Here is a 15,132-nt window from a genome sequence, read left to right on the forward strand (position 1 = left end):
TCAATCGGATTGTCGTGGACCGTCGAGAACTACTACATGATTGGATCACGCATCCTGTGCGTCGAGATCACAGCTCCGCTCATGGACTTTCTCTTCGTTGAGATTGACGACGTCAAGGAAGCATGGTTCGAGATGCTGCGCCAGTTCGCCAATGAGCGACCCGGCTACGAGTTGTCGTGGGCCATGGAACCAAGAGACAATAATGCGCTGGTCACAATTCGCATAGCAAAGGCAGGGCACCTTCAAGACTTCACCCGGCAGGAGGTCAGCGATGCGCTCACCGCCACAGACGCACTCTTCGACAGAGAGTCAGGTTCGACAAGGAAGGCGCCAGCGAAGCGCAAGTCATCACATTCCTCTGCCTAGCACAGGCACAGTACTGCCACCGTCTGGGATGACTGCTACTGTAGAGTCCTGTCCGGCAATGGTCAGAGCAACCTCGACACCCTCGTCAGGGTCCTTCACATGTTCTGAGTGAAGTCGTTCAACCACCATGCCCGCCCTCAGCCTCGTACACAAGACTACTCTGCGCGACTCGAGGACTCGCCAGAAGTACCAAGCCTTCTCCATGCCCTCGAGATACCTCAGTTCGGAGGAGAGGAGCACTTCGGAGGAGGAGCTGTTTTCGGACACCCCTCTCAGAAACCCGTCCGGGCCGCACCCCTGTGAACACTCAGTTACCAGTACCACGACACCGTCTCGTCGCGTTGCGGCGACTCCAGCCGCCAGTGCATCCACCGAGTCATAGAGCGTCAAGTCCCTCGGTGTGCCGCCTGCACTGACAACCGCAATGTCGAACAGACGGGGAATGGATGCCTCAGCAAGCCCTCTGCAGGAGTTCAAGTCGTCACACCATGCACTCTCCGGACTTCCAACTATCAGCTTTGTGCAGTTTCCAGTCCAGTCTGGGATCGAGTTCACCGCGAGACACGGACCGGCCATAATCGCGCACTCGACGGCGTCCCTTGCACACGGCGTGTCTGTACTCAGTAGCCCCATGTTGCCGAGTGCCAGCCGCCTGTTCTTGATACGACTCCGCTCTGCAGCAAGCCCAGGGAGGATGGACACCGGACCCGCAGAGACCCCTGTTATGAGACTTGGCCTCGCTGAAGCAATCACAATCCTGACATCGGACTCGACATATGTTCTGTCTAGCTCAACTGGTGTGGAATATGAGGCGGTCTGGCCAATACTCACTACCTCCTCCGACCGTGAAGGGACATGCGTACTCACATGACAGCCTAGCTCCTCAATCTCCTCTGACAGCGCCCTTGGCAGTTCCACCATCAGTCCAGAGTCCAGAGTTGACGTGATGACGACGTTGGTGTTTCGAGGCCGCACCCCTCTTGAGACAAGATACGACTGGACTGCAGACAAGACCGTGCCACCTGCGCTAATCCATCCGGGATTGTCAAGCACAATGCATCCCGATTTGTCTGGCTTCTCAGCCTCACTACCACCAAAGATGCCCCAATGCTGCTCCAGCAAGGCCCATACATCCATCTTGACCTCCGGCAGGGCTGAAGCACTCATGGGCAGTATCTCAGCAAGACTTCTGCATCTGTCCTTGTCAAGTCTGAGGAAACCCTCCCCGTACTTCGGGTCTAGACTCATTCTCCGATTCATCATGCTGTCTGAACGGCCCTCCTCTTAAGCTTAGCAGGTCCTCTTGCCGTTGGTTGAGGAGCTCACAGGTGGTATTAATTAGTGATTGATTTCGCCGACACTTGAGGAACATGATGGTGGTGTCAACTTGAGGAGTGCAGACTGGGCGCTGGTCATCAGCCTGCTGTTGCTGCTGCTGTACTGGTTCGCAGGCTCGGCCCTGCCGTGGATGGCGAGCCCGACTGTCCTCGTCTATCAGTGGCTTCTAGAGTTCTCATTAATGTCCGGGTACTTGGGTGCAGCAGTCATCTCCTTCTTCGGCAATGCGACTGTGCTATTCCCGTTTCCATACGTCGGAGTGCCCTACATCCTGGGGGGAGTCAGGGACCCGGTGACCATGCAGTTCGTCTTTGACCCGATGGCAATCGGTCTGGCGGCAGGAGCCGGTGCCGTCACAGGAGAGATGACAGGCTATCTCCTTGGCTATCTGGGAGGAGAGGTCTCTCCAAAGAGCTCGGCGGCAGTCCGTTCCTTGATGTCGTCACATCCCAGACTGATCCCAGCGGTGCTCTTCCTCCTTGCAGCAACACCCATCCCCGATGACATGGTGGTCGTCCCTCTCGGTCTTGCCAAGTACGACTGGAGACGTGTGCTTGTCCCGCAGTTACTTGGCAAGTGCTTGTTCCTCACAGGGGTCGCATGGGCAGGAAGAATTAGTCTGGGCTGGGTTGATTCAATCCTGTGCTCGCTTGACCCAACAAATCCGGTCTCACGGGCTGTCGAGGTCGTGGCGATTGCACTTATTGTCGTGGTGATCTACTTCGGTGTGAGGTCCGGCGGACAGACACTCTCCTTCACAAGCCGGACGGAGTGACCGACGTGGAAAGAGGACTCTGCAGACCGAATCGAATCACAACTCACACAGGGCATTTACGAGTTGGCGAGTTGTCGTACTTCTGACGGACGACTGCCCCGGCTGACGCTGAAACCGATAGACCAACATGAAGGCCCACTTCTGCTCGCCGGGCAGGGCATGGAGCGGCCGGCTGAGCCGCTCCCGCGCTGTTCATCTTCAAGTGGTGAACAATCGAAGTATGCTGGAGTTAATGCAGACCTAGGCGGGTCTGAACGCCAGATAGGTCTTCCCAGACTTGCCCTGCACATAGTCGAGGACAAGCCTAGTACCAAGCTTCACTTCCTGTGGCTTCAGTGGATCAAAGCCCGCCAGCCTTGCTGCCACCCGAGCTCCCTCGTCAAGTTCGACTATGGCAACAAAGTATGGGGCCTCAGCGACGAACTCGTCGGGAGCCACATGTATCACAGTAAACGAGACCAGTTTCCCCTTGCCTGAGACGCTCGTCCACGTCATCTTGCTGCCACCACAGGCGTAGCATACTCCCAGCGGTGGAGCAATGACCGCTCCACAGTCCATGCACTTGTATGCCTGAAATGCTCTCTCGGCAATCTTCTTCTTGTACTTCTCTACGCTAGGCAGTTCGCTCATGCATCAGCCCTCCTGAATACGTTACACACGCATGTTGCACCCGTCCCACCGAAGTTGTGCTGTATGCCGGTCGTGTGGTTGGCGACCTGATTCTTGCCGGCCTCTCCGATTAGCTCTCTGTACACGACCACGGCCTGTTTGACACCAGTTGCCCCCACTGGGTGACCCACCGCCTTGAGACCTCCGTCAGGGTTGATTGGTCTGTCCCCATCCAGTGCAGTCACGCCATCTCTGACGGCCTTGGCACCCTCGCCGGGCTTGAAGAAGCCTATGTCCTCACTGGCGATTATCTCCGCAATGGTGAAGCAGTCATGTACTACTGCGAAATCCATGTCCTTGGGACCCAGTCTGGCCATGTCGTAGGCCATCTTGCTTGCCTTGACCGACGCCTCAAAGGAGGCAAGCTCGGTCCTGCCGGAGATGTTCATCGAGGCCGAGGCTTGTCCCGTTCCCACGATGCGCACGGGCGTGTCCGTGTACTTCTTGGCAACGTCAGCCGACGTGAGTACGACAGCCGCAGCACCATCGGAGATTGGAGAGCAGTCGAACAGCTTCAGCGGCCATGCGATGTACCTTGGTGTGAGAGCCTTCTCAAGAGTGATCTCCTTGTTGAACTGAGCATACGGGTTGGTCGAGGCGTTCTTGTGTGCCTTCACAGCCACTAGCGCCATATCCTCTTCCGTGGTCCCGTACTTCTGCATGTGTGCGACAGCTGCCATACCAAATACCCCGGGGAACGTGAGCCCAATCCCTGATTCGAAGTCGTCATCAGCTGCAGCAGCAAGCGCCTCTGTTGCCTTGCTTGTGGGAACCCCGGTCATCTTCTCGGCTGCGGCCACCAGCACGACGTCGTAGAGCCCTGACTCTATGGCCATGATTCCGGCCCTCAACGCGGTCGCACCAGACGCACACGCTGCCTCGTGTCGAGTCGCCGGCAGTCCGCGCAGACCCGCGAAGTCAGCCAGCAACGGTGCAGTATGACCCTGATGTACAAGCATCTCCGGTATGAAGCTCCCGACGAAGACAGCTTGGATGTCCTTCTTGGGGATGTCCGCATCGACTGTCACGCGGTTCACAGCCTCTGCAAACATCTCTCTGAGCGTGACACCTTCTAGCACACCGAACTTCGTCTGTGCTCCACTCACAATGCAAGTCCTCTTGAGCGGCACTTCGGTTTTCCCTCGTGATTGAGAATGAGCTGCGTCAAGAATTGCACCTAATAGGAGTATCGCTTCAACTGACTCCCATCAGTATGTCACAGAATGGACAACTGATTTAAGCCACGAGACAAGCGACGAGGCCGGTCGAATACTATGGACTTTGGACTATCGGATATGGAGAAGAAGCTCTTCGAACGAGCAAAGCAGTTCACGCGCGAACACATCACGCCAAAGGCAGCCGAGCTGGAAAAGCGTGGAGAGTTCCCAATGGAAGTTGTCCAGAAGGCGTATGAGGCCGGTCTCATGAACCTCCACATACCAACGGCGGCAGGCGGCCCGGGACTGTCTCTGCTCTGCGAAACGCTGGTCTCTGAAGCAACCGGCTATGGATGCGCTGGACTTGCGACAAGCATAATGTGCAACAACCTTGCATTCGCGCCGCTTGTCATCGGTGCCACGACTGAGCAGTTGCAGAAGTACGTGCAGCCCCTGATCACTGGGAAACAAGTCAAGTTCGGAGCCTTTTGCCTGACCGAGAGGAAGGCCGGTTCCGATGCTGGTGCGGTTGCGACCAGAGCTGTACGTGACGGCGACGAGTACGTCATCAACGGGGTGAAGTGTTTCATCACGAATGGGCCTCAGGCGTCGCTCTTCACGGTCTTCGCCTCGACACAGCCAGAGCTCAAGAACAAGGGCATCTCTGTGTTCATGGTGCCAAAGGGCAAAGGAGTCAAGATTGGCCATATTGAGAACAAGGTTGGTCAAAACAACTCAGTCCAGAGTGAAGTAATATTCGAGGACGTCCGGGTGCCACAGGAGTGCCTGGTGGGCAAGGAGGGTGAGGGATTCAAGATTGCCATGAAGACACTCGACAAGACTCGTGCAGGCATTGCTGCCATCGCAACAGGCGTGGCCCAGAGAGCCGTGGACGAGGCCGCAAGGTTTGCAAACGTCCGACAACAGTTCGGACAGCCCATTGGAATGTTCCAAGGCATCAGCTTCATGCTGGCAGACATGGGTGCCAGGACGGAGGCAGCCAGGCAGCTCACAAGATATGCAGCTTGGCTTGCAGATGCTGACGCACCGGTCTCAAAGGTGTCAGCATATGCCAAGTTCTTCGCATCCGATGCTGCGATGCAGAACGCAATCGATGCAGTGCAGATAATGGGTGGCTATGGTTACCTCGATGAGTATCCTGTGGCGAAGCTGATGCGCGACGCAAAGCTGCTGCAGATATACGAAGGCACCAACCAGGTTCAGCGGGTGGTTGCTGGTGGTGCTGTGATAAAGGAGGGCGCAGGTCTAGACACTGGCTTCCATGTCAAGTATCCCGGCCGTGACGCACCTATAATGTAGTACGCGAAGAGAGAAATCCAGGTGGGGTCTCCTGTGACACGTCCGGCGACCCCGCCCCGTCTCATTCGGCGAGTGCTGCTGTTTCTGCTATCATATCCCAGAGTCGGGCGTGCTGTCTCGACACTCCTCGGAGCACTTGAGGTCCCACTTCTGGACACAATCTCGTTTCTGGAGCAGCACACCCGTGTCTCATTCTGCACGATGATGCGAAGTTTCACGAGAGTCTACGGCAGTCGCGTGATTCCCCTCGATGTCACACTCGGTCTGACCCCGGTTCTATCACCGACCGAGGAAGTGCTCCAGCTGGTACAGCGTGTCGAGAGTCTTGCGATAGGATACTGCTACTGCCGGACAAAGTACAGAAACTGTCAGAACGAGCTCTGGACTTGTATCCATGTGGGGACGGCTCAGAGCATCACAGAACTCTCAAGGCGACTGCCGATGAGACCGGCCAGTCTGCAGGAAGTCGAGGACCTGATCAGAAGGTGCGACCGTGCCGGGCTTGTGCATCAGCTCATCACCGCCCCGACGAGCCAGTATGTCTACGTCATCTGCAATTGCTGTCCCTGCTGCTGTGTAATGCTCCGTAGCGCAATTCGATATGGAGTGAAGAACACCGCCCTCGCCAGCAGTTTCATTTCCGAAGTGGACTTTGCAAAGTGCACTGCGTGTGGGGAGTGTGTACGGCGATGTCACTTCGGGGCCAGACAACTGAGTGACAAGAGACTCACTCACATCCCGGAGCTCTGCAGCGGGTGTGGGCTGTGCGTGAGCAGCTGTGCCGCTGGTGCGACGAGACTTGTCAGGCGGCAGATGTGGCTCCAGCTATCTACTTAAGAGCGATTTCCACGAGACCGCCACAGTCATCTAAGGAGACCGGTCAACTTGGACGATAATGAGACCCTGAAGACCATCAGAGAGAGGCGAGCCATTCGGGACTACGACACAGCACGGGATGTCCCGGACGAGCTGATTCGCAGAATCATTGAAGCCGGTGGGTATGCGCCCAGTGCAGAGAACCAGCAACCGTGGAGGGTCATCGTTGTGAGAGACCCCGAGCTACGAAAGTTCATTGGCCAGATTGCGGTTGACAGGACGGTACAGCTCTTTGGGAGGGCTACACCACGGCAGGAACTTGAGCGGCGTCTCAGCTACATCGAGTCGAAGGCGTCGTTGGAACGGACAATAGAAATACTGATCACGGGACAACGCTTCGAGTATATCAAGGGAGAAGCAAAGACCAACGGAGCCCCGGTCCTTCTTGTCCTGGCTGTCGACCAGACTCATGTGGGCAACTCACAGCCTACACTTCGCGGTACCGGTGGGGTCTTTGGCTGGTCCGGACCAAGACATGCTGTGATTGCGGGTGCAATGATGATGCAGAACATGGCATTGGCAGCTGCGTCACTTGGAATCGGCAGCTGCGTCTCATCAGTGCAGTTGGACCACTTCGACGATGTCGGAGCGATATGCCAGAAGCTAGGAATCCCATTCCCTCACTGGGTACCAATTCTGTGTCTGACACTTGGATATGCAAAGGCTGAACGGACCCTCGGTCCACCTAGGCAGCCACCCGAGGAGATTGCCTTCTTGAATCACTGGGGAAAACCGTTCACCGTAGGGAGGCGATAGTCATGGAGACATTGGAGATTCTACGCACCGGTTTCGTGGCGTTCATTGACGGCCTCTGGTGGGGCCTGAGAGACAACGTGGGAGCCCTGTCCATGTATGAGGGGTTCTCGTCCGCGTTCAAACAGATGGGCAAAGAGATAGCGCAGCTGTCGGGAGGAAAGGGCCCTCAGGACGGGGCCAGAATCGCCGCCCTCGCCATGAACGCAATCGGCCTCGACGTTGGACAGGAAGGCAACAAGGTCACCGTGAGGTCCTGTCCCATATGGAACCGAATCCTTGAGCGTGGACTTGAATACGCCTTCCACATAGAGGAGATCTGCTGGCTGCCGATGATGCAGGGCATAGGAGAGGTGGTCGGAGCAAAGCCGTCGTGTGACGCATCACTGAGGCGCATACACCTTGAGAAGGCCAAAGTCGAGTACAAGGTCTCCAAGGCAGAGGAGGCGGCGAAGCAGGGCAGGATCACGCAGGAGGAACTGCAGAAGCAACTGGCGACGCTCAAAGACAGCCTCAAGCAGCTGCCCGCGGCTGGTGGGTATCACTTCGGGTAGAGAAGCCGAGGAGGTCGTGGACGCTTGGAGTCGCTTGAGAAAGCAGGTCTTGCAGTCAACTACAACAGGGTCAGCTCGACTCGTGGAAAATGCCTGCCCGCCAGAGTGCACATCTGGGATGAGACTCTTAGAGATGGAGAGCAGACTCCGGGCGTGGCGCTGACAGTAGACGAGAAGATCGAGATAGCCAAGATGCTCGATGACATCGGCGCTGCAGTGGTCGTCGTCGGTTTTCCTGCCGTTAGCGAGGCTGAGAAGAAGGCTGTGGCGGCAATTGCACGCGAAGGCCTGTCAAGAGCTGTCGTGGGCGCACCCGCAAGGGCAGTCATCACGGACATTGACGCATGCATTGAGGCGGACGTGAAGGAGGTGCCAATCTTCATCGCGACCTCCGACTTCCGACTCAAGTACCAGCTTCGTATGACAAGAGAGGAGATGCTTGACCGACTGGTAGAGTGCGTGGAGTACGCAACCAGCCATGGCCTCAGCACGACCTACATCGCAGAAGACTCTACGCGTAGCGACATGGACTTTCTCTGCAAGGCCTACCGTTCCGCCATTGACGCAGGCGCCAAGAGAATATGCATCGCCGACACGGTGGGGTTTGTTCGCCCAGAAGTCATGAAGTACATAGTCGCTGAGGTGAGGAGCAGGGTATTGAGTTCAGGCCGATACAACGTGCCGCTGTCAGTACACTGCCACAACGACTTCGGACTTGCCACAGCCAATACGCTGGCCGCTGTCGAAGAGGGTGTGACCTATCCTCACGTATGTGTCAATGGCTACGGAGAGCGCGCCGGAAATGCGCCGTTCGAAGAGGTTGTCCTCGCACTAGAGGAGCTCTATGGAGTTGAGACCGGCGTGAAGACCGAGAATCTGTATCGCCTGTCTATGCTCGTAGAGCGCCACTTCCGCATACCGCTCCCTCTACACAAGGCAATCTCTGGAGACAACGCTTTCAGGCACTCCAGCGGCATCCATTCGCATGGACAGCTTACACACTCGATGACCTACGAACCCATCAGCCCTCTGCGAGTGGGCAGGAAGCGAGAGTTCCATCTGGGCAAGTTTGTGGGACGACACTTTGTCGAATACCTCCTCAAGATGGGCGGGGTGAGAGCCACACCCGAACAGGTGCGCCAGATAACCGAGCGCGTCAAGGCCACTCATGAGGATCAGAAGACCGCTCAGTCCGCAGAGGCCTTTGACAGGCTCAAGTCAGAACTAAGCTCTCTGCGGACCGGGGTCTCAGAACGGCAGTTCTGGAGCATCGTCTTTGATATCATTTAGTGTTCAGTCTTCCACGCAGTCTGCGACTCATTAGAACGCCTGCGTCCATCACCAGCACTGACAGGATGAACAGGGAACCAACTAGCAAGAGGAAAGTGGTGTCAGTCAGCAACGCGGCCTGCGTTAGCCAGTAGTACACCTCGATGACCAAGAACACCGTGGCAACAAGAAGGCTGAGTTGGATGCCTCGCTGAAACACAGTGGTCACTCTGTTAGCAGCTCTTACCAGTGGCGGCAGCTCAGGCTTACTCCCGGTGGTTCCGACCCGTACGAACGCCTTCTCTGAGACCTGCTTCCTGACAAAGTCCTCCAGGTATTCTGTGCGGACCTTGGTCGGGTCCATCTCTATGAAGGTGCCTCTTAAGTACTTGAACGCGGCGCCTCCCGACAACACACCAAGCACCATCATCACGATGAAGAAGACTACAAGCTGCCAGAAAACGAAAGCGGCCAAGACGATGGCCATTATCACAAAGACGAATACGATGTCGAACAGCCCTCCGGCAGATTCAACGCCCCCCACAAACAGAAAACCAAGTCTTCTCATCACGGAAACATTCACCCACGTTGAGTAGACATCTGGGGATTCACCACTGCACAGGTACGCACCTATGTCCGGATCTACAGCCTCTTTGTTTCTGCCGTAGATACTGATACGAATCTTTTCCTTCGGCGTGCTCACTTCATGCGACCTCCAGTCACCACGGTACAAGTGTGCATAGCGCACTCTTATGCGTTGCTAGGCCTGCTCATGCAGACTTACTTTCAGTCTGCAGGGGATGTCTACACGACAATGACCATGTGACCCTTTTCACTCGCTGTGGCTCACTGACATGCCACATGAGGAACCTGCGGTCCAGACTCCCAGTGGGTCAGGTGAGAATCAGAATCCTCTTTGAAGGCGTTGAGAGTGACTGGTTTGAACTGCTGATGTGCTCCCCTGAAGAGATGACCGGTCTCGCCCGCCATTCGGGCTGGTCTTTGGGGCAGGTCATCGGACCGAGAAGTCTGTATGTCGTAGTTCTGGAGAAACATCACTAAGTAGAAGCTATCAATGCTTAATAGACGTCGGGAAGCAGCTTATTGCAATGACTGCTGAGACCAACCAAACGGGAAAGTGGGAGAGGCTGCGCGAGGCTGTCCTGAACCATGACGAAAGCCGCAAGTTCTCCATCGCCTACATCCTCGCGGCAGTTGTGCTCAGCATTGTCATCAGTCTATTCTGGCTTGTCGCTGTTGTTGCTGTACACTTTGCTCTTGACATGGTGAAGAACTACCACGATACTTCATCCTTGGTCCAGAGTACGAAGGACTCTGCCTATGCTCTAAAACTGGACATCTCCTTCATCTTCTTCGCACTTGCAGCCTCAGTGTATCTCAACGTCATGTTTGGCGTCGCGGGTGTGGCGAGAAGTGCACGGCTGTCACGGCTGCCGCGCGCTGGAACGCAGGTGAGTCAGGCACTGGGCGAGGAGGCACTCGGGTTTCAGCGTGTGATAAAGGGAGTCATGATGTCTGCGGATGACGTGGCGCAGTGCGCCAAAGGCGCAGCGAGGTTGAAGTCCGGAATCAATTTCAATCCTGAAAACCCGCTATACTCTGCCACTGGTTTCGTCGCGGAAGCACAGCACAACCCCTCATCCGATTGCCGTCGCTCAAAGGGCGATATCGCATCCATTCTTCTAGGTGTCATCTGTATCGGGCTCTTGATACTCGCTCCCGTCCTAACAGGCATCGACTACCTGTCCATTCTGGAGATGCTAGCCGATGAGCTCCAGCCGTTTCCTACGGGGTGAGGTAGGTCGACCTCACGGCATGACCAATCACTCTCATACGACCAACTGGTTCTCTCGTGCATATGCATCAGCTACAGTCATTGACGCATGCGTGAAGCCCCCTTATGCATTGAATGTGTATGATAACCTGAGAATGAGTCGCGGTGCGACAAGACAGGAGATGAAGCGACTGATGACGGAGGCGATGGCTCTTCTGGCGTTCATGCCTGTGCTGTCTACCATGCTGGCGATGGCCCTTCTTGCAGCGCGCTCAACTAGGACGCCCACGCCCGTGAGCGAAGATGCAAGAGCGAAGGTCGTCACAGCACGACCCGAACCTAGCCAGGGATGAAGTGCGGCAACTGACCTCTCTGATGAAGAGGCAGGCGGGAAGGGGGAGTCTCTCTATCGGTGTGTGAGCCTGGGAGCATCAGTCGCCCACTCCTGTCTGCGGTCACCGCAACTCTTCTCAAGGTGGCGGACCGAGGCCGTGGTGGTGGAGGAGGTAGGAGGGGGGGACCCTCTGAGGGCCAGTCTGCGGCTCTGGGATGTGCGCACAGACACAGCAAGGTCTTGTGACAACAACGATAGGGGTGGTCAGAGTCTGCAGGGCTCAACTGGTAGGAGGGGGGAGTTTTGAGGGCATGTTACAGAAAACAGGTTGCCCTGCGAGCCACCTGACCACCGCCTTCTATTGGGAGGAGGTTCCTAATAAGCAATGCTCCATCATTGGCCCCAACATGCGAACACAACGCAATCCTCTTGTGCGCCATGGAGGCCACGCAGGCACCGTGTAGACAATGGCCGAAGAACACCGCTACCAGATAAGGTCAAAGTGGATCAAGGACAGAATCGTCGAGATAAGTATCTCACAGAAACCGGACTTCAGAGTGGCCCCGCCTCTTGACTTTTGGTCAGAGGCTCCGGCGGACCTGCTGTCACCAGAAGACCTCTTTGTTGCATCAGCGGTGTCCTGCTACGGAGTGACGTTGGTTGGCACTGCATCGAGGTTTCATGCAGAGTTCACTGGCTTCACTGTCAGTGGCACAGGGACACTGAAGAAGGGAGAATATGGGTGGGAGTTCGACGAGATTCTCATCGACTCAATCGTGTCCGTCAAGTCGCTTGACGACAAGGCAAAGATGGAGAAGGCGGCTGAGAGAGCCCATCGCTACTGTCTGGTGTCAAACTCGATGAAGTGCCCAGTACGCCTGAGGAGCGAAGTGATAGTCGTCGATTGACCAGCTCATCCCAGCTGGGGCAATGGTACCTCGATTGAGAACTCAGTCCCGCACTGGCACTTGACCCTCGCAGACCAGCGTTTTGGCAACGGGACCTCGAGCTTCTCGTAGCACTCTGAAACACTCTCCTCTATCTTTGCAATCAGAGTGACATAAGCACTTGCGAGCCTGGTCACCTCCTCTGCAAAGTCGAGGTCAGAGAAGTAGAGATAGGGCCTGCCGCATGTGGGACAGGCTGAGAACAACACATGGGTCCTGTCACCACACTTGTCGCAGGTGAACTCAGTCTGGCAGATACGAGGAGCAGGATGTGTGTTTACATCTTGGGTGAGCGCATTCCCGCAGATGGCACAGAAGTAGCGCAGAGTCTGCTTTGTCATTGCGTGCTCACTGCACAGAGTAAGATATAGGTATAGTGATGGGCAAACTGACCCGGTCGCGCTGTAGAGCACGGACAGCTACGACAGCGGAGGCACGCTCTGTCACATCATAGTGCGGCATGACCCCGCCCCTCTCGGATTCACCATTCCGTTCGAATCTGATGAAAAAGACCTGCACTCATCCAGGATGTCACCGAACACCCTGCAGAAGTACTTGGCCGCTTCGGTGAGACCGGACCGGCCTCTTTCCGTCAGGGCATACACCACTTCTCGTCCTATCGTGGTTCCCTCAATCAGTCCCTTCTGCTTCATCTCCTTTAGAGCTGGATAGATTGTGCCTGGCGTCGGTTTCGTTCCCCGACGTCGCTCAATCCGCTCGGCGATCTGCTGACCACTGAGGTTTCCCTTCCGGAGCTCCCACAGGATCTGAAACGTCAGGAGACCTCTCATGTCACAGCAACCAGCAGGACAGCATCTGTTGTCGTCTGGCATTGTGCATAGTATTGGTCATCCGATAGACTTAACTGTACTGCCCCACTTATTGGGCGTACAATATTACGAGCATGATGAAGATGAGGAAACGAGTGAGCCAGATGTCGGAAGACGAGGTCAAGATGGAGATAAGGAAGAGGTATGCCAAGGTAGCACGGCACCAGCTCGAACGGGAAGACTCCGCCGCATGTTGTGGGGCTGGTGGCGAAGCAGATAGCGTCGAGACCAGCTCTTGCGGATGCAGTGCCACGGCGCAGTTCAAGACACTTCTTGAGTCGATTGGTTATCCTGTCAGCGACCTGCCCTCATTCTTCACGGAGTCATTTGCAGGTTGTGGAAACCCGGTCGCAATCGCTGAGCTGAGAGAGGGCGACACGGTTCTCGACCTAGGCAGTGGAGCAGGCCTTGACGCATTTATCGCCGCTAAGAAGGTCGGTCCGAATGGGCGCGTGATTGGCATAGACATGACACCGGAGATGGTCGAGAAAGCCAATACTAATGCCGCGCGCGTGGGGGCCTCCAACCTAGAATTCAGACTCGGAGAAGTAGAGAGTCTGCCAATAGAGGATGACTCCGTCGACGTTGTCATTAGCAATTGCGTCATCAACCTCGTACCAGACAAGACTCGTGTGTTTCGAGAGGCCTTTCGCGTTCTTAGAATGGGTGGAAGGCTTGTAGTCTCGGACATCATCCTTGAGAGACCGCTCAATGATGCCGTTCGTGATAACATAGACGCATACACCGCCTGCATCAGTGGGGCCATTCTGGAATCGGAGTATCTGAAGATCATCGCAGATGCAGGATTCCGAGACATCAGGACCATGTCGAAGCATCCATACGGGCCGGCAGCGAGTGTCATAATACGGGCAATGAAATGAGGAGATGTCCACGCACGACCTCTGCCAATAGGATGCGCAGACGTACCGAGAAGTGAGAACAGGAATAAGAGTACTCTGTACCCAGCCATGAGTCAGATGGAAGCATGACAGACCTGCGGAAACTGACCTCAGCTGAGAGCTAATGCCCATGACATGAAGAGCTCCACCAAGAACTGCCTGCCACTAGCTACCGTGGGAGTGACTGTCGCAGACCCCACAGACGAGACGCCCATGCCTTCTCAGGTTGTGGCTCATCATTCATAGCCCGCGAGTGGTCGCAGTTCTTATTAGGGTGTACGGTGTAGAATATGGTCAAACACACAACTGTGGCTGTGCGGGTGAAGTCAGATGAATCGAGAGGGGTTTCGAACTCATACTCTATTTGTCGTCCTTGTGACTATCTCGCTCCTGATATGCTCCATACCGCGGTCAGCTGCAGTGGAGCTGGGGGTATCGCCCACAGCCTCAGAGTCCGAGTACCAAGGAGTGGGACCATCTATCGACACACTAACATTCAACGTCATACCCGGGATTGAACAAAAGATCGAGGCACTGGTCAATGATGAGATTGACATCATCGGATCTGAAGTCTACCCCGCCTATCTTCCCACCCTTGAGGCGGCAGAGAATGTCGAGGTTGAGAAGAGTCCGAGAAACGGCTGCGGCCAGATGATTATCAATTGTGCGAAGTACCCATTGAACATCACAGCTTTCAGACGTGCACTGGCCTTTGCGGTGGACAAGCACAGGATTTCTGAAGACGTCTGGGACGGGTTAGCACAACCGCAGGACAGCTGTGTCCCATCAGGAAACCCGTGGAGCTCCGAAGGTAAGCTGGGATACGACTACTATCAGGCAAATGCCTTGCGCGGAAACCAAATCCTTGACGCTGCTGGTTTTGTCGATCTTGACTCGGATGGCATCAGGGAGGCACCCAACGGTTCGGAGTTCAGTGTAGTGATTGAGTGTGCATCGTCCTCCGACGTCGCTATCGAGACTGGTGCGATTGTGGCAGAGGCTCTCCAGGCCCTCCACATAGACGCGACATCGATGGCGGTCGACTTCTACGATTACCTCGACCGGCTGTACATCCACGGAGACTTTGACATGTGCTTCATTGGAAAGAGCTTCAACGACTTTGACGTTGATTGGCTTGCATACGAGTACTGGAGTGAGTACGCAGACGAACCCTACTACAACTTCCCAATGTTCAAGAACGCCAGCTATGACTCATGGCGCGACCAGCTGCTTCACTCAACTGACTATGA

The 15,132-nt window shown here is 55.6% G+C and carries 18 protein-coding genes; 12 read left to right on the forward strand and 6 right to left on the reverse strand.

What is annotated here, in order from left to right; genetic code table 11:
• Window positions 1-9: 9 nt before the first annotated feature.
• A complete protein-coding gene (locus HXY34_03470; protein ID NWF95179.1) occupies window positions 10-366 on the forward strand; it encodes a hypothetical protein in 357 nt (118 codons plus the stop codon).
• On the opposite strand, the gene HXY34_03475 is transcribed toward HXY34_03470, so the two are convergent.
• Window positions 349-1,614 (reverse strand): DUF2088 domain-containing protein, encoded by a 1,266-nt coding sequence (locus tag HXY34_03475; GenBank protein NWF95180.1) that lies wholly within the window; start codon window positions 1,612-1,614, stop codon window positions 349-351. The two genes, HXY34_03470 and HXY34_03475, sit on opposite strands and share 18 nt — an antisense overlap.
• Window positions 1,615-1,711: 97 nt before the next feature.
• On the opposite strand from HXY34_03475, the gene HXY34_03480 reads away from it, so the two are divergent.
• Window positions 1,712-2,479 carry a hypothetical protein gene (locus HXY34_03480; protein ID NWF95181.1) on the forward strand — a complete coding sequence of 256 codons (768 nt, stop codon included), beginning with the start codon at window positions 1,712-1,714 and terminating at the stop codon, window positions 2,477-2,479.
• Between the two features lie 240 nt (window positions 2,480-2,719).
• On the opposite strand, the gene HXY34_03485 is transcribed toward HXY34_03480, so the two are convergent.
• Window positions 2,720-3,109 carry an OB-fold domain-containing protein gene (locus HXY34_03485; protein ID NWF95182.1) on the reverse strand — a complete coding sequence of 130 codons (390 nt, stop codon included), beginning with the start codon at window positions 3,107-3,109 and terminating at the stop codon, window positions 2,720-2,722.
• Window positions 3,106-4,278, reverse strand: a complete 1,173-nt coding sequence (locus HXY34_03490; GenBank protein ID NWF95183.1) for a thiolase domain-containing protein — start codon at window positions 4,276-4,278, stop codon at window positions 3,106-3,108. Before HXY34_03490 ends, HXY34_03485 begins: the two co-directional genes overlap by 4 nt.
• Window positions 4,279-4,422: 144 nt before the next feature.
• On the opposite strand from HXY34_03490, the gene HXY34_03495 reads away from it, so the two are divergent.
• Genes HXY34_03495 through HXY34_03515 form a run of 5 tightly spaced genes read left to right on the forward strand, consistent with a single transcriptional unit; the run spans window position 4,423 to window position 9,098 of the window.
• Complete coding sequence (locus HXY34_03495) at window positions 4,423-5,625, forward strand: acyl-CoA dehydrogenase family protein (GenBank protein ID NWF95184.1); 1,203 nt, start codon at window positions 4,423-4,425, stop codon at window positions 5,623-5,625.
• A gap of 33 nt (window positions 5,626-5,658) precedes the next feature.
• The gene (locus HXY34_03500) at window positions 5,659-6,462 is read left to right on the forward strand and encodes a hypothetical protein (GenBank protein ID NWF95185.1); all 804 of its coding nucleotides are present in this window, start codon (window positions 5,659-5,661) and stop codon (window positions 6,460-6,462) included.
• 48 nt (window positions 6,463-6,510) lie between these two features.
• A complete protein-coding gene (locus HXY34_03505; protein ID NWF95186.1) occupies window positions 6,511-7,257 on the forward strand; it encodes a nitroreductase family protein in 747 nt (248 codons plus the stop codon).
• A gap of 2 nt (window positions 7,258-7,259) precedes the next feature.
• Window positions 7,260-7,808, forward strand: coding sequence for a hypothetical protein (locus HXY34_03510; protein ID NWF95187.1), 549 nt, complete (start codon window positions 7,260-7,262; stop codon window positions 7,806-7,808).
• A 24-nt stretch (window positions 7,809-7,832) separates the two neighbouring features.
• The gene (locus HXY34_03515; protein NWF95188.1) at window positions 7,833-9,098 is read left to right on the forward strand and encodes a homoaconitate hydratase; all 1,266 of its coding nucleotides are present in this window, start codon (window positions 7,833-7,835) and stop codon (window positions 9,096-9,098) included.
• Here HXY34_03515 and HXY34_03520 read toward each other — a convergent pair.
• A complete protein-coding gene (locus HXY34_03520; GenBank protein ID NWF95189.1) occupies window positions 9,091-9,780 on the reverse strand; it encodes a hypothetical protein in 690 nt (229 codons plus the stop codon). The two genes, HXY34_03515 and HXY34_03520, sit on opposite strands and share 8 nt — an antisense overlap.
• 406 nt (window positions 9,781-10,186) lie before the next feature.
• Here HXY34_03520 and HXY34_03525 point away from each other — a divergent pair, with 406 nt between their 5' ends.
• From HXY34_03525 to HXY34_03535, 3 genes are all read left to right on the forward strand, one after another.
• Window positions 10,187-10,894, forward strand: coding sequence for a hypothetical protein (locus tag HXY34_03525; protein ID NWF95190.1), 708 nt, complete (start codon window positions 10,187-10,189; stop codon window positions 10,892-10,894).
• A gap of 19 nt (window positions 10,895-10,913) precedes the next feature.
• Window positions 10,914-11,225 (forward strand): hypothetical protein, encoded by a 312-nt coding sequence (locus tag HXY34_03530; GenBank protein ID NWF95191.1) that lies wholly within the window; start codon window positions 10,914-10,916, stop codon window positions 11,223-11,225.
• Window positions 11,226-11,673: 448 nt separating this feature from the next.
• The gene (locus tag HXY34_03535) at window positions 11,674-12,114 is read left to right on the forward strand and encodes an OsmC family protein (protein NWF95192.1); all 441 of its coding nucleotides are present in this window, start codon (window positions 11,674-11,676) and stop codon (window positions 12,112-12,114) included.
• Window positions 12,115-12,119: 5 nt separating this feature from the next.
• Here HXY34_03535 and HXY34_03540 read toward each other — a convergent pair whose 3' ends face one another.
• Together HXY34_03540 and HXY34_03545 are read right to left on the reverse strand one after the other, a co-directional pair.
• Window positions 12,120-12,494 carry a hypothetical protein gene (locus HXY34_03540; protein NWF95193.1) on the reverse strand — a complete coding sequence of 125 codons (375 nt, stop codon included), beginning with the start codon at window positions 12,492-12,494 and terminating at the stop codon, window positions 12,120-12,122.
• Between the two features lie 102 nt (window positions 12,495-12,596).
• On the reverse strand, window positions 12,597-12,986 hold the full coding sequence (locus HXY34_03545) for a PadR family transcriptional regulator (GenBank protein NWF95194.1): 390 nt from the start codon (window positions 12,984-12,986) through the stop codon (window positions 12,597-12,599).
• A 101-nt stretch (window positions 12,987-13,087) separates the two neighbouring features.
• On the opposite strand from HXY34_03545, the gene arsM reads away from it, so the two are divergent.
• Entirely contained in the window at window positions 13,088-13,864 is a 777-nt protein-coding gene (gene arsM / locus HXY34_03550; GenBank protein NWF95195.1) for an arsenite methyltransferase, read from the forward strand.
• A gap of 348 nt (window positions 13,865-14,212) precedes the next feature.
• Window positions 14,213-15,132, forward strand: a 920-nt coding sequence (locus HXY34_03555; protein NWF95196.1) for a hypothetical protein, incomplete at its 3' end; no start/stop codon positions are given.

Source organism: Candidatus Thorarchaeota archaeon (genome assembly GCA_013388835.1).
Classification (GTDB): domain Archaea; phylum Asgardarchaeota; class Thorarchaeia; order Thorarchaeales; family Thorarchaeaceae; genus JACAEL01.